Here is a 22,667-nt window from a genome sequence, read left to right as displayed (position 1 = left end):
CCCGGCTCAATGGGCGAGGTCGGCTGGCTATGCTGCTCATCTGCGCTGCGGTGGGCTGCGCTTGTGTAGAACCGTCTCCCAGATCACTCGGATGTGGGGGGACGAATCCGCTTCGATACGGAACTCGGTTCCGAAGCGTGCTTCGTGGAGACACGAGCCAGTTCGAGACAGCCTTGGTCAACATGGCACTGAACGCTTGCGATGTACGAGCCGGGCGTGACACCGGGCGACATCAACAGAGTCGGATCAACACCGAAACGGCACGGTTCTCATCCTCGCGCCCCATTTCATCAGGGCCACTGCAGGGTCGGCGATCAGCCATACGTTCGAGCCTTTTCGAAAGCTTCGCGCTTATAGATCACGGGCGAAACGTGGGTCTACGCTGGGCACATGCGCGACATCATGCAAGGACTCTCGCCAGATCCCCTGCGCCGTAAGGCTTAGGCAGAAGCCTGGTACGGCTGTCCATTTCAACCTCCAGGATCTCGTGGCGCCCCGTCGCGAAGACGACGGGGAGTTGAGGATGCAGTTCACGAACGCGCCTCGCCAGTTCCATGCCGTCCATGTCCGGCAGACCTATGTCGGTGACCAGACGGTCAATCGCCTTCGTCCTTGCGATCCCGAGCGCCTCCTCGGCCGTCGCTGCCTCCACTACGACGAACCCTAGCGACTCGATCAGTGAAGCGGTGTCCATTCTGATCAGGGCATCGTCTTCCACCAGCAACACCGTTTCCGAAGCGCGGCGATCTTCAGCCTCAGGCGATGTCACTTCTGGAAGGACCTGCCGGATTTTCCGCGCCAGGGCTTCACGCGTATACGGCTTCGACAACAAGTTGACGCCGTCATCCAACCTGCCGCCGTGGACAATCGAGTTCTCGGTATAGCCTGAGGTGAAAAGGACCGTGAGTTGTGGCAGGCGCAGCTTCGCCTGTCTCGCAAGGTCCGCGCTCTTCAGGGGACCCGGCATCACAACGTCGGTGAACAGCAGGTCGATCTCGACCCCGCTTTCGACAATGCTCCGCGCGCTTTGGGCATCGGAGGCCTTGAGCACGTTGTATCCGAGTTCGGACAGGAGCCCGATGACTGTTTCGCGGACGGCGTCGTCGTCCTCGACGACGAGCACGGTCTCGTTCCCGCCCACGATAGGGCGCGCGTCATCGGGCGCAGTGTTTTCCTCTGCGCTCATCGACCGAGGGAGGTAGATCTTGATCGTCGTGCCCAAACCGACTTCGCTGTAGATCTTCACATGGCCGCCCGACTGCTTGACGAAGCCGTAGACCATCGACAGCCCGAGTCCTGTTCCCTTGCCCATCGGCTTCGTCGAGAAGAACGGCTCGAAAACCTTCGACATGACGTCCGGTGCAATGCCCGAGCCCGTGTCGGTCACGCTGACGACGACATATTGACCGGATGTCACATCCGCATGGCGCGCGACATAGACGTCATCGAGGAAGGCGTTTCCCGCCTCGATCGTCAAACGACCCGAGCCCTCCATGGCATCGCGCGCGTTGATCGCCAGATTGAGAATGCAGTTCTCGACATTCGTCGGATCGGCGAACGTGTTCCAGAGGCCTCCGGCGATGACAGTCTCGACTTCGATGGCCTCGCCGATCGAGCGACGCAACAGGTCATCCATGCCGCGGATAAGCCGTCCGACATTGATCGGCTTGGGTGCGAGCGCCTGACGGCGTCCGAACGCCAACAACTGACTGGCAAGCTGCGAGCCCCGCGCGACGCCTGACATGGCATTGGCAAGCCGTCCCCGCCCCTTCTCGCTCAGGTCCGCCTCACGGCCGAGCAATTCGAGGTTGCCGCTGACGACCTGCAGGAGGTTGTTGAAGTCGTGGGCGACGCCGCCGGTGAGGTTGCCGACGGCCTCCATCTTCTGTGACTGCGCCAACATGGATTCGACGCGCAGGCGTTCCTCGCCCTCCTGCTTGAGGCGTTCGTTGGCCCGTTCCAGCTCCGCTGTGCGCGCCTGGATCCTGCCCTCGAGCTCCGCACTATTGGCACTGAGCTGGGATGACGCTTCGGACATCGCGTCCCTCAAGGCGACGAACTCGCGCAGCCGTGTCGGCGCGGCGATGGGGGACGATAATTGCCCGAGCTTCGAACTTGCTGCCGTCAACGCCTTGAGCGGAGTTTCGATCAGGCGCCACAACAGAAGGGCAAGGGAAGAGGCGACCAGAAGCGCCATCGCGCCGCCTGCCACTAGCGCCTGGAGGGCCTCGCGCAGTGGTCGCTCTATCACACTTTGCCGGATGTTGGCGGCGATCAGCCAGTCTGACAGCTCGGAGCGGGCATAGCCGACGAGAACGTCCTCGCCGAGCGCGCTCTGGCCGATGAAAGTGCCCTCTCTGCCGACGGCCTTCTCCAGGAAGGCCGGCACGCCAGGGCGGCCCGTGAAAGCCTCATGCTGTTCTGATCGGGTCACGTAGACGCCGGCCCGATCACCGACCGCGACGAACCAGCCTGGGGGCGTGACCGTGCGGATGACGTCGTAGAACAGTTTGGTCTCGGCGCTGACATGCAGCAGATAGCGCGGCACGCCCCCAATCGAGACCGGAACCACGACCGCGACTAGAGGCGCATTGGCAATAGCCCCGGTGAAGACATCCGCCACATAGGGCTTCTGCGACGAGATGATCTGCCGGTCGACCCCCATGGGGGTCAGAGGCAGCGCCCTGCCGAAGACCTGACGCGTATTGACGAGTTGCTGGCCGTCGAGGTCTCGCAGGCCGATATCGGCGCCGATGAACGTCTTCACGGCCAGCGCCTGACGATAGAACGCTTCGAGGTTGCCGCTCCGGAGATTCTCCGAAGTGCCCAGCGTCTGGAGTGTCGCCTGCCACCCGCGTATGTGCTGGTCCACCACGGAGGCGGCCGTGCTCGCGACCTCCCTGGCCTCCTGCTGGAAGCGGCTGCGCTCGGCTTGTGCAAAGCGTGACATGAGCACGCTTGCGAAGATGGTGCCGGGCAGCACGATCACGCCGAAGAACGCGATGATGACGACCCTTGTCGGGAGGCCGGTTGCGACGGACCGCAGCATCAAATCTCGTTCCTGGCAGCGAATTTGGGGCCGCAGTTCACATGGTTTGGTCACCCGACACAAGGCAACCGATCAGGGGGGCGCCTATTGTGCGTGCCGGAGCCGACTGTAGATCGGAAACCGGCACTTCTCATTAAGGCAGCGACGGCTTGACGATAACGAATGAGCCATATCCCCCGCCTCAACGGGGCAAACTTGCACGCCGAAACATTCTTGGCCTGCGACGCTAAGCCCTAAGCCCCGCTTTAACGCGCTCGGGGGTCAACGGCAGTTGCCGCAAACGCACTCCGATCGCGTCGGCGACGGCATTGGCGAGTGTTGCCCCGGTTGGCCCCTGCGAGGCCTCGCCGGTGCCCAGGAACGCCGCTCCCTTGCGGTCGATCAGCACGACCTCGACCGGCGGAGTCTCGCTGAACGTCAGGATCGGGTAGCTGTCCCAGCCATCCGACAGGATGCGGGTATCGTCGAACTTCACCTCTTCCTTCAGCGACCATGACAGGGACTGGATCAGCCCGCCCTCGATTTGGTTGGCGATGCCGTCCGGGTTGACGATCTCGCCGGCCTCGTTGGCGGCGGTGGCGCGAAGGACACGCACCACGCCGGTGGCCCGGTCGACAGCGACCTCCAGCGCCACGGCGCAATAGGCGGCGATGTTCTTGTAGCGGGCGAAGGCAATGCCGCGGCCATGGTCGGGCCGTTTCTGCCAGCGCTCCCAGCCGAAGGCCTCTGCAGCCTTCACCAGGACGGCGCGGGCGCGCTCGTCCTTGAGGAAACGAAGCCGGTAGGCGACCGGATCGACCCCGGCTGCCAAAGCGAGCTCGTCGATGAAGGATTCGATCGCGAAGACGTTGCCATAAGCGCCGAGCCCGCGCGTCGAGGAGACGCGAACGGGCATCTGCGTGATGAAATGCGTCGTGACCTTGTGGCCGGGAAATTCGTAGAGCGCGATTGCGTTTCGGTCGGCGGCATAATTCGGCGGACCGCCATTCTGCGGCACTGGGATTACGAAGGGTTTCTCCAAATAGCGTGCCGACAGGAGGTTTCCGGCCTGGCCGCCGGGCCGCGTGCCGTGCGGGGTCGACCAGAGGTCGAGCGTCCAGTCGAGCACATTGCCGTCCTTGTCGAGGCTCGCCTGCGTCTTCACCACCATGGCCGAGCCATAAGGTTCCCAGAGATGCTCCTGGGCGCGGGTGTATTGCAGGCGCACCGGCTGCCCCGGCACGGCGGCCGCCAGCAGGGCCGCATCCGCCGCGGCGTCGTCGGCCATGTTGTGGCCGTAGCAGCCCGAGCCCTGGACATGCTGGCAGCGGACCTTGTCGTCAGCCAGCCCGAGCATCTGGGCGATGGCGGCGCCGGTCTCGAAGACTGACTGGCTGTGGGTCTGGATTGTCATGACGCCGTCGGCGAGTGTGGCGACCGCCGCCGAGGGGCCGATCGAGGCATGCATCTGGTAGGGCCGGCGATAGCTCGCCTCGAGCGTGCGGGCGACCGGCGTGGCATCGCTGCGCGTCTGAGCCTTGATCGGGATGTCGCGGGCCGGTTTGGTCGCGAGCAGCCAGTCATAGATGCCCTCATGACCTGGCATCGAGGCCTCGACATTCCAGCGCGCCGCGGTCTCCAGCGCCTTCATGGCCGCGAGAGCCTGGTCCTCGGTCTGCGCGACCACGCCGAGGAAGGAGCCGTTGCGGACGATCTTGACCACGCCCGGCATGGCCTCCACGTCTTTCGTCCCCAGCGAGGCCAGCGTCGCACTGTAGGCCGGCGGGCGCACGACGCGGCCATGCAGCATGCCGGCGGGCCGCAGATCCTGCAGGAAGATGTCGCCGCCGCTCAGCTTGGCCGGCAGATCGAGGCGCGGCACGGGCCGGCCGATATAGCGGTGGGCGCTCGCGGCCTTGAGCGTCGCCTGGCCGGCGGCGTCGACTGCGAGTTCCTTCCCGGTCACCAGATCCCAGAACGCCGCGCTGGCGCCACCCGGGGCGCTGACCATGCCATCGGTGACGCTGAGGCTCTGGGCCGGCTGGCCGAGCTTCAATGCAGCCAGGCCAACGAGGATGCCGCGTGCTTCGGCCGAGGCGTGCCGGACGGCGGTGGCGCAGTTGGGCATCGAGAAGGATCCCGCAGTGACGCCCTCATTGGGGACCAGCGCGGTGTCGCCGGAGATGATCCGGATCCGGCCGATGTCGATGTCGAGCTCTTCGGCGCAGACTTGCGCAACGGCGGTCAGGATACCCTGGCCGAGCTCGACCTTGCCGACCATCAGCGTGACGGTGCCGTCGGCGTTGATGCGAAGCCAGGAATCCAGGCGGGGCGTGGTGGCGAGGTCGCCCGGCAGGCGCGGGCGCTGCGGTGCAGGCGCCTGCGCTTCGGCATTGAGCGGGATCGAGAAGGCCAGCGAGAGCGAGCCTGCGGCCTTCAGAAGGCTGCGGCGATCGAGAACGGTCGTCATCGGTCAGGCCTCCCTGGAGGCGCGCTGGATGGCGCGCACGACACGGTTCTGCGTGCCGCAGCGGCAGAGATTGCCGTCGAGCTCGGCGCGGATCTCCGCCTCGCTCGGGTTGCGCTTTCGCGCCAGCAGCGCCTGCGCCGTCATCAGGATGCCGGCTGTGCAGTAGCCGCATTGAGCGGCCTGCTCGGCGATGAAGGCCTGCTGCAGCGGGCCTGGCTTGCCGTCGCGCATCAAGCCCTCCAGCGTGGTGACCGAGCCGCCGGCGGCGGCCTCTACCGGCTGCACGCAGGAGCGGACCGGCTCGCCGTCGACAAGCACCGTGCAGGCACCGCACTGGGCCTGCCCGCAGCCATATTTTGGCGAATTGACCGCGAGCTCGTTGCGCAGCGCCTGCAGAAGGGTCAGCCCCGGACGCGGTGCGACCTGCGCTGGCTTGCCGTTGAGTACGAAGTCCATGGCTTTCTCCTGCAGTCTCTGCGTGACGGCCGGGACCCGGCGCTCAGCGCCTGGCCAGCGCCTCAGGAAGGATGGTCGCGTCGATGTAGCGCGTCGGGTCATCGAGGGTCTTGCCCGCTGCGGCGTAGGTTGACCGCAGCCGCAGGACGGTGCGCAGCCCCTCGATGTCGATCATGGCGTCGCGCTTGATGCCGCGCTGCGGATCGGTCAGGCGAGCATGGATCTTCTCGGCGAGCTCGGGCGAGGTACCCTGGACGCGCTCTCGCAGAAGCGCGATCGCCTCGACCTTGTTGGCAGGGTCGACGAGCCAGGCGACGGAGGCATGGAAGGCGCGCAGGAAGCCCTTGGCCGGGTCGCGGTTTTCCGCCAGCCAAGTCTTGCGCGCCATTCCAGAAATGCCTTGATAGGGGCCGATCAGGCCGCGCATGTCGGCCAGACGCACCGAGCCGGCATTCTCCGCGATCAGGTCGAGCGGGGCGTTGAGGAGGGTCGCGGTCTGCTTCTGCTCGCGTAGGGCGGCTAGGCGCTGCGCGCCGCCGCCGACCGCGACGATGCTGACCTCGTCCGGCTTGATGTTCGACTTCGCCAGCGCCTCGCGCAGCACGAAAGCGAAGCCCGTCGTCATCGCATCGACCGAGAGCGTCTTGCCCTTAAGGGCGTCGATCGAAGCCGTGCCCGGGACCGCCATCAGCGCGAGCATGCCGTCGTCGATCCCCATGAAGGCCACGAAATCGGCCTGTCCAGGTAGCTGCGCCTCGCCTTGGCCCTCGACATAGGCGACGACATTGTCGATCGAGGTAAGGGCTATGTCGAAGTTGCCGCCGTAGACGTCGGCCGCCATCTGACGCGAATTCGGCGTAATCTCGAGCGTCGCCTGCAGCTTTTCGGCGGCAAAGAAGCCCTTCTGCTGGCCGACCCAGACCGGCCAGTTCGAGGCACCGGCGAAAGCCACGAGCCTGACCGGCTTGAGTTCCTGGGCCGGCGCTGCCGCGCTGCCGAGCATGAGGGCGCAGGCCGCGAGCGCGGCCCTGCGGGTGAGGTTCCATCCCCTGGTCATCTGGCGTTCTCCCGTTTTTATGATTGATGCGGTCTCAGCGTGTCATCAGCTCGGCAGCCTGGCGCTGCAGGTCGCTCGCCGCCCTGGCGATGTCGCGACCGATGAAGGCGCCGGTGCGCTTGATCGGCTCGCCATCGACGAGGACGGTGTCGACCATGCCGATATGGGCCTGCATCACCACGGCGGCGATCGGATCATGCAGCGGCGTCGTCGCCAGCCCGCGGCCCTTAAGCATGACGATGTCGGCGCGCTTGCCGGTGGCGAGCGAGCCAGTCTCGGATTCGATGCCGAGCAGGCGTGCGCCGTCGATGGTGGCGGCCGCGAGCACCTGGCGCGTCGTCAGCGTCACGGCCTTGAGCGGCTCCTTCTTCTGCTTGGCGGCGAGATTGTCCGACAGCCGCTCGGCCGCGAGCGCTGTGCGCATCTGGGTGAACATGTCGCCGCCTATGCCGGTGACGACATCGACGCCCAGGCCCGGCCTGCCGCCATTGCGCAGGACTCGGCCGGTCGCCGGCTGGCCATGGCCCATCAGCATCTCGACCTCGGGTGTGACGGAAAACTTGGCGCCCGCCTCGGTGGCGATGCGGTATTCGTCCTCCTCGAGATCGTTGGCGTGGACCAGAATCGATTTCGCGGAGAGCAGCCTGTCGGCGGCGAGCTGCGCCACGGCGCGCGGTCGCCGGCCCTGATAGAGCCAGGCGCCAACATGGAATTGGTGCAGCAGGTCGAGCTCGCGGGCCATGTTGAAGTCGCTGGTGGTGTCCTCCGGCGAGGATGAATCGGGCCCGCGGATGCCGAGGGCCAGCCTGACCCGCCCCTCGCGGCTGGCGAGTGGCCCAGCCAGGACGCGGCGGATATCGGCTTTCACCGCCTCGCCGCCTTGGGCCGCGCCTGGAATCGCATAGCCGAGGAAGGCACGGATGCCGGCGCGGCGCATCGCGTCGATGGCGGCGTCGGCATGGGCCGGCGTCAGCACCTCGCGGCTCCAGTCGAAGATCGTAGTGACGCCGGCATCGAGCTGCTCGAGCGCACCGGCATAGTCGCTGGCGGCGAGATCGGTCGCGCTCAGCTTGGGGCTATAGCGCCCGACGACGACCTGGAAGTACTGGCCCAGCGTATGATCGGCCGAGAGCCCCCGGATGATCGCCTGGCCGAGATGGATGTGGCTGTTGATCAGGCCGGGAATCAGTATGTTGCCCTGTGCCTCGATCACCTCGGCCTCGCCCGCGGGCAAGTCCTGGCCGATGGCCGCGATGCGACCGTCGCGGACCAGGAGGTCGCCGTTGCGCACTCCGCCATCGGGCGCATCCATCGTCACCAGCGTCGCGCCGCGGAAGAGCAGCGGCCGGTCGCTGCGCGCCTGGGCATGGACCTTCGGCAGGGTGGCGCCAGCGACCGCGAGCACGGCAGTGCCGCCCAGCAGCAGATCGCGACGGTCGGGTCTCGGTGCAGTCACAGCGTCTCTCCCTGGATTGTCGCTTTTTTGGTTTGGTCCGGTGGGCGCTCTGCGGCGCCCTTGCCGTCGTCTTCGGCGTCTTGTTGGCGACTTGGCGCGAGCCCCTGGGTCAGCCGCTAGCGGCGGCGACGAGCTTGCCGTAGCGCTCGGCATCGCCGCGGAGGTCGGCGTCGAAGGCCTCGGGAGTGGAGGTCGTGATCTCGACGCCTTGTGCGGCGAAGCGCCTGGCGAGATCGGGATCAGCCATCGCCTCGCGAACATCCTGGCTGACCTGCGTCACGATCGCCCTGGGCGTCGCGGCCGGCGCCATCAGTCCAAACCAGCTGTCGTAGACGAAGGCCGGCAGGCCGGCCTCCGCGAAGGTCGGGACATCGGGCAGCTGTGGCAGTCGCGCCGTGCCGGTAACCGCGAGTGCCCGCAATTGGCCGGACTGGATCAAGTCGCCGCCCACGCTGAAGAAGGTGAAAGCCATGGCGGTATCGCCCCGCAGCACGCTGAGCTGGGATTCGGGCAGGCCGCGATGCGGTACCAGGACCATCTGCGTGCCGGTCAGCTGCTTGAACAGCTCGGCGGCGATGCCGGTCGAGCTGCCGATGCCGGCCGAGCCATAGCTAAGATCACCGGGCTTGGCTTTAGCGGCAGCGATGAAGTCAGCCAGCGTCCTGAAGGGTGCGTTGGACGGCACGATCAGCAGCGACGGCGTGGTCGCGACGCGGCTGATGCCGGCGAAGTCCTTGATCGGATCGAAGCCGACATTCTTATTGACCACGCCGATCACCGTGTGACCGTTGGAGGTCAGCATCAGCTGCGAGCCGTCGGAGGGGCCTTTCACGACGCTGCTGGTGCCAGCGATGCCCGGCTTGTTTTCGACGATGACCTGCTGCTTCCAGCGCATCGAGAGCTTGTCGGCGACCGAGCGGGCAACGATGTCGGTCATACTTCCGGCTGAGAACGGCACGACGAGCCGGACGAGCTGGCTTGGATAGGCTTGTGCGGCGGCGCGACCGGCGGACAGGGCAGCGCCTGCGGCGAGCCCCGTGCCGATCATGAACTGGCGACGATCCATGGGTGTCCTCCTTGGAGACGAGCCGGGCTTTCAGCCTCTGGCGGGGGTGGGCGGCGATGCGCCGGGCAGTGGCATGGCGAGCAGCACGGTGGCCGGTCGCTTGGTTTCGTTGCGAAGCGCGCGCGACTCATTGGGGGCGATCCGGCAGGAGTCCCAGACGCCCAGCGTCACGACGCCTTCGGGCGTCTCGAAGGTGACCTCGCCTTCGAGGACCAGATAGAGCTTCTCCTCGGGCGAGACAGAGGGATCGATCCGCCCACCAGGCAGAAGCTGGCTCATACCCATCCACATCACATCGGAAGGGCCAGCCTCGCGGCCCTGCAGGCGGAACATCCGCATGTCGTGATGGCCAGGGGCCTCGTAGCGAGGGGCATCAGTCAGGCGCACGACATGCATGGCGGTCATCCGTTCGGGAAAAACACGACGCGGTCGCGGGACGAGCCCAGCACCGCGGCATAGGCTTCGCGCGCCCGCTCCAGCGGGTAGATCGCACTCGGCTCAATCTGGAAGGGCTTCAGGGCGCCCGAGCTGAAGCCGGACACCAGGTCGCGCAGTACCTCGGCCGTGGCGATTGAGGACAGCGACAGGGTGTCGATGCCGACATAAGTGTGCCGGCCGCGATAGAAGGCAAAAATGTCGAAGGGCACGGTCTGCTTGAAAGCGGCGATGAAGATCATTCGGCCGAGGATGGCCAGCGCCTTGGTGCCGGCCTCGTAGTAGGGCTCGCCGACCGTGTTGTAGACGATGTCGGCCCCCTTGCCGCCCGTCAGCTCGCGCACGCGCTGCGCCACATCTTCGCGGCTGGAATCGATCACCGTGACCGCGCTATGGGCGTGGCCGACATGCGGCTCGTCCTTGCGCACGACGCCGATGACACGCGCGCCCTGCCAGGAGGCGATCTGGGCGGCGGCCTGGCCGACCTTGCCGTTGAGACCAAGGATCAGCACGGTCTCGCCCGGACGGGGCATGCCGGCGCGGCGAAAGCCCTCCTGGGCGGTGACGAAGGGCACGCCGATTCCGGCTGCTTCTGCCAGCGTCAGACCCGTTGGCTTTTCGACGACGGCATCCACCTCGACAACGAGATGGCTGGCATGGGTGCCGTCACGGCGGATTCCGAGATCGCCCGACGACCCGAAGACCTCGCGGCCTAGCAGCTCGGCGGGGCCCTCGACGACGACGCCGGCGAAGTCGCGCCCTGGGGTCCGCGGAAACACGGCATAGGGCATCATCCCGATTGCGGCTTTTGCGTCGGATGGGTTCACGGCCGCGGCCCTGACCTCGACAATCACGTCGCCGGGGCCGCCCAGCGTTAGCGCGCGCCGCTCGATGGCGGGTGCGACCGCCTCGATCGTCTCGGCCTTCGCCTGCAGCCTCAGCGCCGTCGCCGTAGTGGAGGTGATCTTCGCCGGTGCGTTCATGCCCGTTCCCGTGCTCGTTTTCGTGTCATGACGCTCGTCCAGGCGAGGGGCCAACCGAAGGCAGGCCGAAGAGTTCGCGTGCCTGGGCGGGGGTGGAGATCTGCGCGCCGAGCTGCTCGATGATCAGCCGCGCCTTGGCGACCATGGCGGCGTTGGACGGTGCAAGCGTGCCCCTGTCGATATAGACGGCGTCCTCCAGGCCGGTGCGGGCATGACCACCAGCCAGCACCGACTGCGCCACCATTGGGAAGGTCGAGCGGCCGATACCGATCGCGGTGAAATGCGCGCCTGCCGGTAGCAGGCCGCGGGCATAGAGCACCGTTTCCGGCGAGGCCTGGAAGCCGTATTTCACGCCCATCACAAAGGAGGTCAGCGCCGGTCCTGACAATGTGCCGTCGGCCAGCAGATCGTGCAGCAGGGCGATGTCACCTGAATCGAACAGCTCGATCTCCGGTTTGACGCCGGCCGCGCGGATCACCTTCGCCATGCGCCGGACATTGCCGGGCGTATTGATCACGACCTGGCCACCCGAGTTCATGGTGTTGAGGTCGAGCGTGCAGATGTCGGGTTTTAACGCCGCGATATGGGCGACGCGCTCCTCCGGGTTCATCAGCGTGGTGCCGGGGTCGGCGATCTTCGGATCGTCCTGCGAGGGCACGAAGCGCCCGCCGGGTCCCGTGGTGATGTTGAGGATCAGCGCGCTGTTGCGGGCCCGGATGCGCGCGACCACGTCCTGATAGTAGTCGAGCCGCATCGAGGGCGCGCCGGTGCCGGGCTCGCGGACATGGATATGGGCGATCGCGGCCCCGGCCTCCACCGCGCCCAGGCAGGCATCGGCGATTTCTTCTGGTGTTACCGGTAGGTGAGGTGTCTGGTCGGGACGCGTCAGATTGCCGGTGACGGCGCAGGTGATAACGACCTTGTCAAGCATCGCGCGCATGGTCATCGCCTCACAGAGCCCTGCCGCCATCGACGATCAGGATCGATCCGGTCGAGTAGGTCAGATGCGTCGCGCAGGCGGCGATCGCGCGGGCGACATCCTGTGCCGTGGCAACCCGCTTCAGCGGGATTGTGGGAGCCACCTTCTCCAGCGCGGCGGCGTCGCGTCCCGGCACGAAGTCGGTCGCGACGATGCCGGGCGACACCGACATCACTCGGACCTCGGGGCTGAGCGCGCGGGCTAGCGACTTCGTCATCGTGTCGATGCCGGACTTGATCGCGGCATAGGCGAGGTTGGAGCCGACGCCGTTGAGCCCGGCAATCGAGGAGACGTTGACGATCAGCCCGTCGCCCGAGGCCTTGAGCAGCGGCGCGAAGGCACGGATCGCGGCAAACTGGCCGCGCCAGTTCACCTTGAACATGTCGTCGATGAAGTCGTCGGTCAGCGCGTCGAGATCAGCGATCGGGATCGGCCGGGTGTAGCCGGCGCTGTTGACCAGGATATCGCAGCGGCCAAACCGCTCACGAACCTCGGTGGCAAGGGCAACCAGCGAGGCGCTGTCCTCGACTGTGGCGGGACTAGCGAGATGGCCTGAGCCCGGCAGGCTCGCGACGACCGCGTCGGCGGCGGCCTTGTCGCTACGCCAGGTCACGACGAGGCGCGCGCCCTCCGAGGCCAGAGCCACGGCGGCGGCGGCGCCGATTCCCCCTGAGCCACCGAGCACGACCGCGACCTTGCCTGCGAGTACTTGCGTCATCGGGATCGGCTCACTTGATAGGGGGCGTCGGGAGCACGGCGTCGCCTTGCTCCATCACAAAAGTATAGGCGAGGGAGAACCAATCTCCGGACACGTCGGCGGCGGGTGCTGGACCCTGACCTTTACGGAAATCGCCGATCAAAGCCCGTGTCACGCCGAAGACGACGTCGCTTTCCAGATGCGCGTCGTCGTCGACGAAGACCTGGGTGATCAGAGTCTTGAAGCCGGGCTTGTAGGCCAGCACATGCAGATGCGCCGGCCGGAAGGGGTGGCGCTGCTGGGCGGCCAGCATCTCGCCGGTCGGGCCATGGGTCGGGACTGGATAGCCGGCCGGCTTCACCGACCGGAAGGCGAAGCGCCCCTGCGCATCGGTGGTGAAGACGCCGCGCAGGTTCATGTCGGCCTGGCTCTCGTCCTGGTTCTCGTACATCCCGCTGGGAGAGGCCTGCCAGACATCGACGCGAACGCCCTCGATCGGTGCGCCTTGCCCGTCGCGGATGAGGCAGTCGACGAAGAGCGGGGCGCCGGGCGTCGGCGATCGAAGGATCGAGCCGCCAGTCTCCGTCATCGGCGCATTGGCACGCCAAAACGGGCCGAGCAGCGCCGCGGCGGTCTCGGTGGCGCCGCCCTGGCCGTTGTTCAGAAGACAGACCAGCGTCGAGAGCCCGACGGCGTCGGAAAACAGCACCCCCTCATTGTGGCTGTCATTGGTCGCCTGGCCGATGCGGTTGAGGAAGTCGATCGCGTGCTCGAACTCGGCCTCGGTCAGCGAGACCTCGCGGGCGAAGGCGTGGAGATGGCGCACGAACGACGCCATCACGGTGCGCAGCCGCACATCCTCGGCTCCGTCCATGGCGGCGAGAACGGCCTGCGTCACGTCTTCCTGACGCGCGATGATCATTGAACCTCCCTGGCCGGACATGGTGCCGCCGGCTCCCGCGTCGCGGCCGATCCGGCCGCCGTTGCGCTTCACCATCAGGCTGCGCAATCGATTGCGCAGACCGTATGGCAGTCGATTGCAGCCGTCAAGCGCGGCCGCTACAAGCGGATCATGGCTGGGCTGGCGACGATCAAGGACGTGGCGAGGGAGGTGGGCGTGCACCCCTCGACAGTGTCGCGCGCGCTCGACCCTATGCAGCGCGACCGGCTCGGCGAGCCGATGGTCAAGCGCGTCCTGGAGGCGGCGGCGCGGCTCGGCTACCGGCCCGATGCGGCGGCTGCTAGTCTGAGGAGCGGGCGCTCCCGGCTCATCGGCATCATCGTGCCCGATATCGCCAATCCCGTGTTCTCGCCGATCATATCGGGGCTGGAGCGCACGCTCGCGGCGCATGGATATGCGCTGATCGTCGCTGACCAGCCGCCCGACCGCTTGGAGCAGCCCGACATCCTGCAGATGCTGGTGGCGCGCCGGGTCGACGGGCTGGTGCTGGCCAATGTCGCGCTGAGGGACGACGCGGTGGCGCGCTGCCTCGACTGGAAGGTGCCGGTCGTGCTGGTCAACCGTGCCGAGGCTTCGGCGCGGGTGCCCTCGGTGGTGTCCGACGACGTCGCCGGAATGAAGCTGGCGGTCGATCACCTGATCGGGCTCGGACACCGCGCTATCGTTCATGTCGCGGGGCCGCAATCGCTGTCCACCGGATCATTGCGCCGGCTCGGATTCGTCACGGCGATGGCGGCTGCGGGCATTGCGGCGGGGGAAGACGCCATCGTCGAAGCCACCGCCTTCACGCGCGAGGCTGGGCTTCCCGCCGCGCGCGAACTTCTCGCAAGGCGGCCAGACGCGACTGCCGTGGTCGCCGCCAACGACCTTCTGGCGCTCGGCGTTTACGAGGCCTTGCGCGAGCAGGGCCGGTCCTGTCCCGGCGACGTCTCGGTGATCGGCCACAATGACATGCCCCTGGTCGATATGGTCAGTCCCGCTCTTTCGACCATCCGGATCAGCCATCGCGAAATGGGCGAGCGCAGCGGAGACCTGCTGCTCGCTATGATCGGCGGCGCCAGAGAGGCGACGCCGCAGATCGTGACGGAGCCGGTGCTGGTGGCGCGGGGCTCGACCGTGCCGCCGCGCCACTGAGGCGTCAGTTCAGCCGCGGCTGGCCCGCGGTGTCCTGGTACCAGTCGAAGGGCTGATCACCGGTGTTGATCATGACGCTCTTGGTGTCGAAATGATCGTCGAAGGATTCTGGACCGAATTCGCGGCCGATGCCCGAGAGCTTGACGCCGCCCCACGGCGAGGCCGGATCGAGCCGATGGTGGTCGTTGATCCAAACGATGCCGCATTCGATCGCGGCCGCGACGCGGTGGGCACGGGCGATGTCATTGGTGCGGATCGCTGCCGCCAAGCCAAAGGGTGAATCATTGGCGAGCGCGATCGCCTCGGCCTCGGTCGAGAAGGACGTGACCGAAGTGAAGGGTCCAAACACCTCCTCCTGGAAGATGCGCATCTTCGCGGTGACGTCGGCGAAGACGGTCGGCTGGACGAAATAGCCGCCGCTCTCAGCGAGATCGGCGGGGATCTCCCCGCCCGCGACGAGGCGGGCACCATCCTCCAGGCCGTATTTCACATAGGTGAGGACGCGGTTGCGCTGCTTCTCGGAGATCACCGGCCCGAGCTGCGTCTCGGGGTTGGTCGGGTCGCCGATGCGGATCGTTTTGGCCTTGGCGGCGAGCTTCTCGACGAACTCGGCGTAGATCGATTCATGGACGATGTGGCGGCTGCCGCAGACGCAAGTTTGGCCGGCGCCGATGAACGCGCCGAAGGCGGCATAGTTGACCGCACGGTCGATGTCGAAATCCGGGAAGACCAGTACCGGTGTCTTGCCGCCCAATTCGAGTGTCTGGTGAGCAAAGTTGCGGCCGGCCTGTGCGCCGGCGAGCTGACCGGCTTCAGTGCCGCCGGTCAGGACCAGCTTGTTCAGGTCGCGATGCTCGCAGAGCGCCTTGCCGGTCGAGGGGCCGAGGCCCGTGACGACGTTGAAGACGCCGTCGGGCAGGCCGGCCTCGGAGAAGATCCGCGCCAGCGCCAACGTCGTCAGCGGGGTATATTCCGAGGGCTTGACCACGGTGGTGCAGCCCGAGGCGAAGACCGGCGCCAGGCTCTTGCACATGATCATCAGCGGGTGGTTGAAGGGCGTGCAATTCCCAACGACGCCAATCGGCGTGCGCAGCGTGTAGTTCAAATAGTTGCCCTCGACGGGTATGACCGCGTCACGGCGCGAGAGCGCCAAGCCGGCGTTGTAGCGGAAGAAGTCCGGCAGGCGGCGTAGCTGGGCGCGGGTCTCGTTGAGCGGCCGGCCATTGTTCATTGTCTCGAGATAATAGAGCTCATCGAGATGAGCCTCGAAGGCGTCGGCGATCTTATTGACCAGCCGCGCCCGGCTGCGGATGTCCATCTTCCCCCAAGCGACACTCTCGAAGGCGGCGCGGGCGCTCTTGACCGCCCCGTCGACGTCGCCAGCATCGGCATGGGCGATGCGGGCGATGACCTGTCCGTTGGCCGGATTGCGCACATCGAGCAGGGCGGGCGAGGTGGCGGGCACCTCGCGACCGTCAATGAACAAGCCGTGGGTCTCGATCTCGCTACCGGCTGGCGGCTGGGCGTGAATGGTCATCTGGAATCCTCCTAGTTTTTTGTGGGTTAGGCCTGGACGGCCGACCATTCGAGGGCGGACATGAAGCGACGCTCGGCGGCGCCCATATGCGCCTTGAGCAGGGCCGCCGCGGTCTTGGGGTTGCGCTCCTGGACCGCATCGATGATCCGGGCGTGCTCCTCGACCAGCTTCTGCGGATCGCGGCCGCGCACCACGCTGACACTGAGCCGCACCAGTCGGTCCATCTCCTCGATCAGGTCGCAGGTCGTGCGGCTCATCCGGGCGTTGCCGCAGCAGCGCGCGAGCTCGCAATGGAAGTCGCGGTTGTAGGAGACGAAATCGGGCCAGACTTCGTCGGAGAAGGTCCGGAAGCGGTCGAGCCCGGTCAGCATCTCGACGCCCGCGGTCTTGGCAGCCTCCGTGACGGCGGCGAGCTCAAGTACCTCGCGCAGGGCGAACATGTCGTGCGCATCCGCCATCGAGACCGGCGAGACGCGGTAGCCCTGGCGCGGCATCACCATCACCAGCCCGTCGCGGACGAGGTCCTGCAGCGCCTCGCGCACCGGCGACTTGCTGACAGCGAACTTCGCGGCGAGTTCCTGCTCGCGCAGTTCTGCACCCGGCGGCAGCGCGCAGGTGAGGATATCCTGCCGCATGATCTTGTGGATTTCGGTCCGTCTCATCGTCTTTCTGAAACCATCATTGATACCCCATTATGCGAGCTGTGAGATATTAGGTCAACTTAAAACTCGGACGGTGAGAGCCCCGCGACAGGAGAGCGCCCGATCATCGGTAAGCGATAATAGAGCAACATAAGCCATTTAATTCAATGCTTTATTGCAAATTCAGCCCATGCACCCCGAATGTGAACATGGTTTGAGCGCTTGACACCCCCCAAGGGACGGTGCGATGCAGGCTTCCAATAAGCGATGATATGTAAAGTATCACGAAACAAGTTTTGGGAGGAATTTGATATGCTGAAGCTCACTGCTACCGTCTCGCTCGCCGCGCTTTCGGTCGGGTTCCTCATCGAGGCCGCTCAGGCCCAGGGACAGGGCCCGATCAAGGTCGGATTCATGACCGTCCGCTCCGGGGCCCTCGCCGCCGGCGGCCGTCAGATGGAGGAAGGCCTCCAGCTCTGCATCGACCAGCGCAACGGCATGATGGGTGGCCGCAAGGTCGAAGTCGTCACCGCCGACACCGCCGGCCAGCCCGCTTTGACCAAGACCAAGGCGCAGGAATTGGTCGAGCGCGACAAGGTCGATGTGCTGATCGGGCCGCTGGCCGCCTTCGAAGCGCTGGCCATCGACGACTATATCCGCCAGGCCAAGATCCCGATCATCTCGCCCTCGGCAGCCGCCGAGGATCTGACGCAGCGCAAGCCCAATCCCTGGTTCGTGCGGGCCGTTGGCACCTCCGCCCAGGCGCATCACCCGCTGGCCGAATACGTCGCCAAGGAGCTGGGCTACAAGAAGATCGCCATCATCGCCGACGACTTCGCCTTCGGGCACGAGATCGCGGCCGGCTTCCAGCGGGTCTTCGAGGAGAATGGCGGTAAGGTCGTCCAGAAGCTCTGGCCGCCCCTGAACACCGCCGATTATGGTTCCTACGTCACCCAGCTCGACCCCGACGTCGATGCGGTCTTTGCTGCCTTCGCCGGCGGTAACGGCATCAAGTTCCTCGGCCAGTACAAAAATTACGGCAGCACCAAGCCGGTGATCGGCGCGATGACGACGGTCGACGAGGGGGTGCTCAAGAGCATGGGCTCCGAGGCCGTAGGCGTGATCTCATCGGGCTGGTACAGCGCCGCGATCCAGACTCCCGCCAACACCAAGTTCGTCGAGGCGATCCGCGCCAAGTACAAGGCCGATCCCGGCTACTATACCGTCGGCGCCTATATGGCCTGCGAGTTCCTCGCCAGCGCCGTCGACCAGCTCAAGGGTAAGGTCGACGACAAGGATGCCCTGATCAAGGCGCTACGCGAGGTCAAGATCAGCGAGAGCCCCTATGGCGCGGTCAAGATCGACGAGCTCGGCCAACCGCTGATGGACATCACCATCCGCAAGGTCGAGCAAAAGAACGGCCGCCTGCAGAACGTCGTGCTGAAGACCTATCCGGCTGTCAGCCAGTTCTGGACGTGGAAGCCCGAGGCATTCCTCAAGAGCGCGGTCTATGGCCGCGGCAACCCCGAGCCGATCGCGCGCTGAGCGGGTGCCGGCTGGGAGGGAGCGATGAATTTCTGGATTATCCAGGGCCTGAACGGGCTTGCGTTCGGCTCGCTCCTCTTCATCCTGGCGGCGGGCTTCTCGTTGATCTTCGGGCTGATGCGCGTCGCCAACCTTGCCCACGGCGCCTATTTCATGCTCGGCGCCTATGTCGGGCTGGCGGCACTTGATGCCGGGCTCAACTTCTGGCTTGCGGTGCTGGCGGGAGCGGCCGTGGTCGGCGTGCTAGGCGGCATCGTCGAACGGCTGGTCTTGCGCCGGCTCAGCGGCAAGCCCTTGGCGCAGGTGCTGGTGACGCTTGGCATCGCCTTCATCATCGCCGACGGCTGCCTCTGGCTCTGGTCTGGCGATCCGCGTCCCGTGCCAATGCCGCCGGGCTTCGAGGGCGTGTACCGCTTCGGCAGCGTCGCCTTCCCGAAGTACCGCCTTTTCGTTGTCGCGGTGGCGGTCGCGCTGGCGGTCGCGCTCTGGCTGCTGCTGGAGCGCAGCCGTCTCGGCGCGATGATCCGCGCCGGTGTCGACGACATGGACATGGCACGCGCCATGGGCATCCGCACATCGCTTCTCTTCACCACCGTGTTTTGCCTCGGTTCTGTGCTGGCGGGCGCCGGTGGCGTTCTGGCCGGGCCGATCCTCTCGGTCTATCCCGGCCTCGACTCCGACATGCTGCCGCTGGCGCTGGTCGTGGTCATCCTGGGCGGCGCCGGCAGCCTGACCGGCGCCTTCATCGGCAGCCTTATCATCGGGTTCATCTACAGCTACGGCCAAGCGCTGCTGCCCGATCTTGCTTATGTCATCCTGTTCCTGCCGATGGTGCTCGTCTTGACGCTGCGCCCATCCGGCCTGCTTGGCCGGAGGCTGGCATGAGCCGCCCGATCGCCTTGGCGCTCGCCGCCGTCATCGGGCTTGCGCTCCTCCCGGCAGCGATAGGCTCCGACTACTATGTCAACCTGGCAAGTCAGATCCTGATTGCCTCGATCCTGGCGATGAGCCTCAATTTACTCGTGGGCTTCGGCGGCCTGACCTCGCTCGGCCACGCCGCCTATATGGGGGCCGCCGCCTATCTGACGATCTACGCCACCGCCCATGCCGGGTTCGGGCATCTTGCGGGGCTTTGCATCGCGCTCGGCGGCACGCTGCTCCTGGCAATGCTTTTTGGCTATCTCGCCTTGCGCGCCACAGGCCTCGGCTTCCTGATGATCACACTGGCGCTCGGCCAGATCCTGTGGGGTCTTGCCTTCCGTTGGGTGAGCTTCACCGGCGGCGACAACGGACTCGGCGGCCTCAAGCGACCGCAGCCCTTCGGCATCGACCTCGCCCAGGCGACCAGCTTCTACCATCTTGTGCTGATCGTCTTCGCGCTGGCCTTCCTCGCCATCGCCTGCTTCACGCGCTCGCCCTTCGGCCAGAGTCTGGCGGGAACGCGCGACCAACCGCGCCGGATGCGCGCGCTCGGCTACAACGTCTCGCTCATTCAGTGGATCAGCTTCGTCTACGCTGGCGTCTGGGGCGGCGTGGCGGGCCTGCTCTATGCCTACTACCACCAGTTTGTCAGCCCGCAGGCGCTGCACCTGACGACCTCAGCCGAGACCCTCCTGATGGTGATCGCCGGCGGTGCCGGCACGTTGACTGGCCCCGTCGTGGGGGCAGCGCTGGTGTTGATCCTGAAGAACGTCGCCAGCGTCTACGTCACACGCTGGGTCATGCTGCTTGGCGTCGTCTTCGTCGTGATCGTGCTGTTCGTGCCCGAGGGGCTGGTGCCGGGCGTCGCGCGCTGGAGCCGCCGCCTGACCGCGCGCTGGCGCAGGCCGGCCGCGTCTGTCCCGGCTCCCCTGACCGCGGAGCACAATTCATGACGGCAGCTCTCGAGATCACCGGGCTGCAGCGCTTCTTCGGCGGGCTTCCGGCCGTGAAGGACGTGACGCTCTCGGTCTCGCCCGGCGAGCGGCGGCTCCTGCTGGGCCCCAACGGTGCCGGCAAGACCACCTTGTTCAATCTGATCACCGGCGACATCTCCGTCTCAAAGGGCGAGATCCGCCTGTTCGGCAACGATGTCACCGCTGCAAGGCCCGACCAGCGGGCTCAGCTGGGGCTCGCCCGGACCTACCAGATCATCACCCTGTTCCCGAAGAACACGCTCGCCCACAACGTCGTCATGGCGCTGGCCGGCCTGCGACGGGATAGGTTCGAGGCCTTCACACCGCTTAGCGCCCGCACCGCGCTCTGGGTCGAGGCGGAGCGCGTGCTGGGGCTCGTTGGGCTCGGTCCCCTGGCGCAGCGCCTGGTTTCCGAGACCAGCTATGGCGAGCGCCGCCGGCTTGAGATCGCCATGGCGCTGGCGCAGCAGCCCAAGCTGCTCTTGCTCGACGAGCCGCTGGCGGGCTTGTCGGCCGCCGAGCGCAGCCAGGTCCAGCAGGTGCTCGAGGCGATCCCGCGCAGCGTCACCATCATCATGATCGAGCACGACATGGACGTCGCTTTGGCCTTCGCCGACAAGATCACGCTGATGCAGCGGGGCCAGATTGTGGTCGAGGGTTCGCGCGCCGAGGTCGTGGCCGACCCCCGGACGAGGGAGGTGTATCTTGGCCACTGACCTATCGCCCACCGACAGCCTCGCCCGTCCGATCCCGGCTTCAGTGCCGGTCGCCGCAGACGCGCTCGTCTGCGTTGGCCTCAACGCCTTCTATGGCGAGAGCCATGTGCTGCACGACGTGTCCCTGCGCGTTGGAGCCGGGCGCGTGCTGGCGCTGCTCGGCCGCAACGGCGCCGGCAAGACAACCGCCATCGGTGCCATCGCCGGGCTCGTCCAGTCGCGGGCTCAGCGCATCACGCTCTTTGGCGACAACCTGGCGGGGCTAGGACCCGAGGCGATCTCGCATCGCGGCATCGGTCTTGTGCCGCAGGGACGTCGGATCTTTCCCTCGCTGACAGTGCTCGAGAATCTGACCGTCGCGGCGCGTCCGCCGCGCTGGGGCGATGCGCCGGGCTGGACGCTGGCGCGGGTGTTTGCCGCCTTTCCACGCCTGCAGGAGCGCCAGCGCCAGTTTGCCGGATCGCTATCGGGTGGCGAGCAGCAGATGCTGGCCATCTGCCGTGCGCTGATGACCAATCCACGCCTCATCCTGCTCGACGAACCCTCAGAGGGCCTCGCACCGCAGATCGTCGCGGAGGTAGCAGCGGTCCTGAAGCAGGTGCGCGATTCAGGCCTCGCCGTGGTCCTGGTCGAGCAGAATCTGAAGCTCGCCATCGAAATCGCCGACGACGTCGTGATCTTCAACAGCGGCCGCGTCGTCCACGCCGGGTCGGTCGCGTCACTCCATGACGACCCCCAACTCCTCGACCAGCATCTCGGCGTGTTCTGAGATGCGACACGCCATGCGACACCACCACCCAGAAGCGGGGACATGATGACTCAGATCCAGATCGACGACGCCATCCTGAACGTGGCGGAGCATGGCGCCGGCAAACCGCTCATCTTGCTGCATTCGCTGCTGGCCGATCGGTCGGTTTTCGATACGGTCGTGCCGGTATTGGCCCGTAGTCGGCGCGTCATTGTGCCCGACCTTCCCGGCTTTGGCGGCTCGTCATCGGCGGGCTCGACCATCGCAGGCGTCGCAGACCGTCTGGCCAGGCTGTTCGACGCGATGGATCTCGGAAACCAGGCCGACGTCCTCGGCAATGGTCTTGGCGGCTTCGTCGCCAGCACATTGGCCATCCGCCATGGCAAGCGGTTCGATCGGCTCGTGCTCGCCGGCACCGGGGTCGGCTTCACCGATCAGGGCCGGGCCTCGTTCCACATCATGGCCGAGCGCGTGCGCGGTCACGGCATGGAAGGCGTCGTTGACATCGCCATGAAACGGCTGTTCCCGGAAGAGTTCCTGACTGCGAACCCGGCGATCCTGGCGGAGCGCCGCGCCGGACTGGTCAAGACCAACCCGGCCTTCTTCGCACAAGCGTGTGAGGCGCTGGCGGGGCTCGATTTGAGCGCCGAGATGGGTACGATCTCGAATCCGACGCTGGTCGTGGTCGGCGAGTTCGACGCCGCGACGCCACCCGACATGGCGCATCAACTGGCGGCTGCGATCCCTGGCGCGACGCTCGTCGAGCTGCCGGGTATCGGCCATGCGCCAATGGCGCAAGCGCCCGAGAGCTTCATCGCCGCGATCTCCGGATTCCTTGGGCTCGACAAGGCCTGATCCCCTAT

The 22,667-nt window shown here is 66.3% G+C and carries 20 protein-coding genes; 7 read left to right on the top strand and 13 right to left on the bottom strand.

Annotation, left to right across the window (positions count from 1 at the left end; genetic code table 11):
- Positions 1-400: 400 nt before the first annotated feature.
- From AXW83_RS24165 to AXW83_RS24115, 11 genes are all read right to left on the bottom strand, one after another.
- On the bottom strand, positions 401-3,049 hold the full coding sequence (locus AXW83_RS24165) for a response regulator (protein ID WP_066618474.1): 2,649 nt from the start codon (positions 3,047-3,049) through the stop codon (positions 401-403).
- A gap of 226 nt (positions 3,050-3,275) precedes the next feature.
- Positions 3,276-5,498, bottom strand: coding sequence for a xanthine dehydrogenase family protein molybdopterin-binding subunit (locus AXW83_RS24160; protein ID WP_066618472.1), 2,223 nt, complete (start codon positions 5,496-5,498; stop codon positions 3,276-3,278).
- Between the two features lie 3 nt (positions 5,499-5,501).
- A complete protein-coding gene (locus AXW83_RS24155; protein WP_066618465.1) occupies positions 5,502-5,954 on the bottom strand; it encodes a (2Fe-2S)-binding protein in 453 nt (150 codons plus the stop codon).
- A gap of 43 nt (positions 5,955-5,997) precedes the next feature.
- Positions 5,998-7,011: an ABC transporter substrate-binding protein gene (locus AXW83_RS24150; RefSeq protein WP_066618462.1), complete on the bottom strand. Its 1,014-nt coding sequence runs from the start codon at positions 7,009-7,011 to the stop codon at positions 5,998-6,000.
- Positions 7,012-7,045: 34 nt separating this feature from the next.
- A complete protein-coding gene (locus AXW83_RS24145) occupies positions 7,046-8,467 on the bottom strand; it encodes an amidohydrolase family protein (RefSeq protein ID WP_066618460.1) in 1,422 nt (473 codons plus the stop codon).
- Between the two features lie 109 nt (positions 8,468-8,576).
- Positions 8,577-9,533, bottom strand: a complete 957-nt coding sequence (locus AXW83_RS24140; protein WP_066618453.1) for a tripartite tricarboxylate transporter substrate binding protein — start codon at positions 9,531-9,533, stop codon at positions 8,577-8,579.
- A 30-nt stretch (positions 9,534-9,563) separates the two neighbouring features.
- Entirely contained in the window at positions 9,564-9,929 is a 366-nt protein-coding gene (locus tag AXW83_RS24135; RefSeq protein ID WP_066621171.1) for a cupin domain-containing protein, read from the bottom strand.
- A gap of 5 nt (positions 9,930-9,934) precedes the next feature.
- Positions 9,935-10,951, bottom strand: coding sequence for a quinone oxidoreductase family protein (locus tag AXW83_RS24130; protein WP_066618452.1), 1,017 nt, complete (start codon positions 10,949-10,951; stop codon positions 9,935-9,937).
- A gap of 25 nt (positions 10,952-10,976) precedes the next feature.
- On the bottom strand, positions 10,977-11,882 hold the full coding sequence (locus AXW83_RS24125; protein WP_066621170.1) for a beta-keto acid cleavage family enzyme: 906 nt from the start codon (positions 11,880-11,882) through the stop codon (positions 10,977-10,979).
- 19 nt (positions 11,883-11,901) lie between these two features.
- A complete protein-coding gene (locus AXW83_RS24120) occupies positions 11,902-12,648 on the bottom strand; it encodes an SDR family NAD(P)-dependent oxidoreductase (protein WP_066618451.1) in 747 nt (248 codons plus the stop codon).
- Positions 12,649-12,658: 10 nt separating this feature from the next.
- A complete protein-coding gene (locus AXW83_RS24115) occupies positions 12,659-13,549 on the bottom strand; it encodes a dioxygenase family protein (protein WP_066621168.1) in 891 nt (296 codons plus the stop codon).
- Positions 13,550-13,699: 150 nt separating this feature from the next.
- Here AXW83_RS24115 and AXW83_RS24110 point away from each other — a divergent pair, with 150 nt between their 5' ends.
- Positions 13,700-14,722, top strand: coding sequence for a LacI family DNA-binding transcriptional regulator (locus AXW83_RS24110; protein WP_082767377.1), 1,023 nt, complete (start codon positions 13,700-13,702; stop codon positions 14,720-14,722).
- A gap of 4 nt (positions 14,723-14,726) precedes the next feature.
- Here AXW83_RS24110 and AXW83_RS24105 read toward each other — a convergent pair whose 3' ends face one another.
- Entirely contained in the window at positions 14,727-16,259 is a 1,533-nt protein-coding gene (locus AXW83_RS24105) for an aldehyde dehydrogenase (protein WP_066618449.1), read from the bottom strand.
- A gap of 26 nt (positions 16,260-16,285) precedes the next feature.
- Positions 16,286-16,921: a GntR family transcriptional regulator gene (locus AXW83_RS24100; protein WP_066618447.1), complete on the bottom strand. Its 636-nt coding sequence runs from the start codon at positions 16,919-16,921 to the stop codon at positions 16,286-16,288.
- A 291-nt stretch (positions 16,922-17,212) separates the two neighbouring features.
- Here AXW83_RS24100 and AXW83_RS24095 point away from each other — a divergent pair, with 291 nt between their 5' ends.
- From AXW83_RS24095 to AXW83_RS24070, 6 genes are read left to right on the top strand one after another with little or no spacing between them, the layout of a single operon-like run.
- Entirely contained in the window at positions 17,213-18,445 is a 1,233-nt protein-coding gene (locus AXW83_RS24095) for an ABC transporter substrate-binding protein (protein WP_066618445.1), read from the top strand.
- Between the two features lie 24 nt (positions 18,446-18,469).
- On the top strand, positions 18,470-19,330 hold the full coding sequence (locus tag AXW83_RS24090; protein ID WP_066618442.1) for a branched-chain amino acid ABC transporter permease: 861 nt from the start codon (positions 18,470-18,472) through the stop codon (positions 19,328-19,330).
- A complete protein-coding gene (locus AXW83_RS24085; RefSeq protein WP_066618434.1) occupies positions 19,327-20,319 on the top strand; it encodes a branched-chain amino acid ABC transporter permease in 993 nt (330 codons plus the stop codon). The genes AXW83_RS24090 and AXW83_RS24085 overlap by 4 nt, the downstream gene beginning before the upstream one ends.
- Positions 20,316-21,056 carry an ABC transporter ATP-binding protein gene (locus AXW83_RS24080; RefSeq protein ID WP_066618432.1) on the top strand — a complete coding sequence of 247 codons (741 nt, stop codon included), beginning with the start codon at positions 20,316-20,318 and terminating at the stop codon, positions 21,054-21,056. The genes AXW83_RS24085 and AXW83_RS24080 overlap by 4 nt, the downstream gene beginning before the upstream one ends.
- Positions 21,046-21,825 (top strand): ABC transporter ATP-binding protein, encoded by a 780-nt coding sequence (locus AXW83_RS24075; protein ID WP_236841760.1) that lies wholly within the window; start codon positions 21,046-21,048, stop codon positions 21,823-21,825. Before AXW83_RS24080 ends, AXW83_RS24075 begins: the two co-directional genes overlap by 11 nt.
- Positions 21,826-21,867: 42 nt before the next feature.
- Complete coding sequence (locus AXW83_RS24070) at positions 21,868-22,659, top strand: alpha/beta fold hydrolase (RefSeq protein WP_236841759.1); 792 nt, start codon at positions 21,868-21,870, stop codon at positions 22,657-22,659.
- Positions 22,660-22,667 lie beyond the last annotated feature (8 nt).

The sequence above is a fragment of the Bosea sp. PAMC 26642 genome (assembly GCF_001562255.1).
Lineage (GTDB): Bacteria > Pseudomonadota > Alphaproteobacteria > Rhizobiales > Beijerinckiaceae > Allobosea.
The sequence above is the reverse complement of the archived record's forward strand: the minus strand, read 5'-3'. Positions and strand labels throughout refer to the sequence as shown.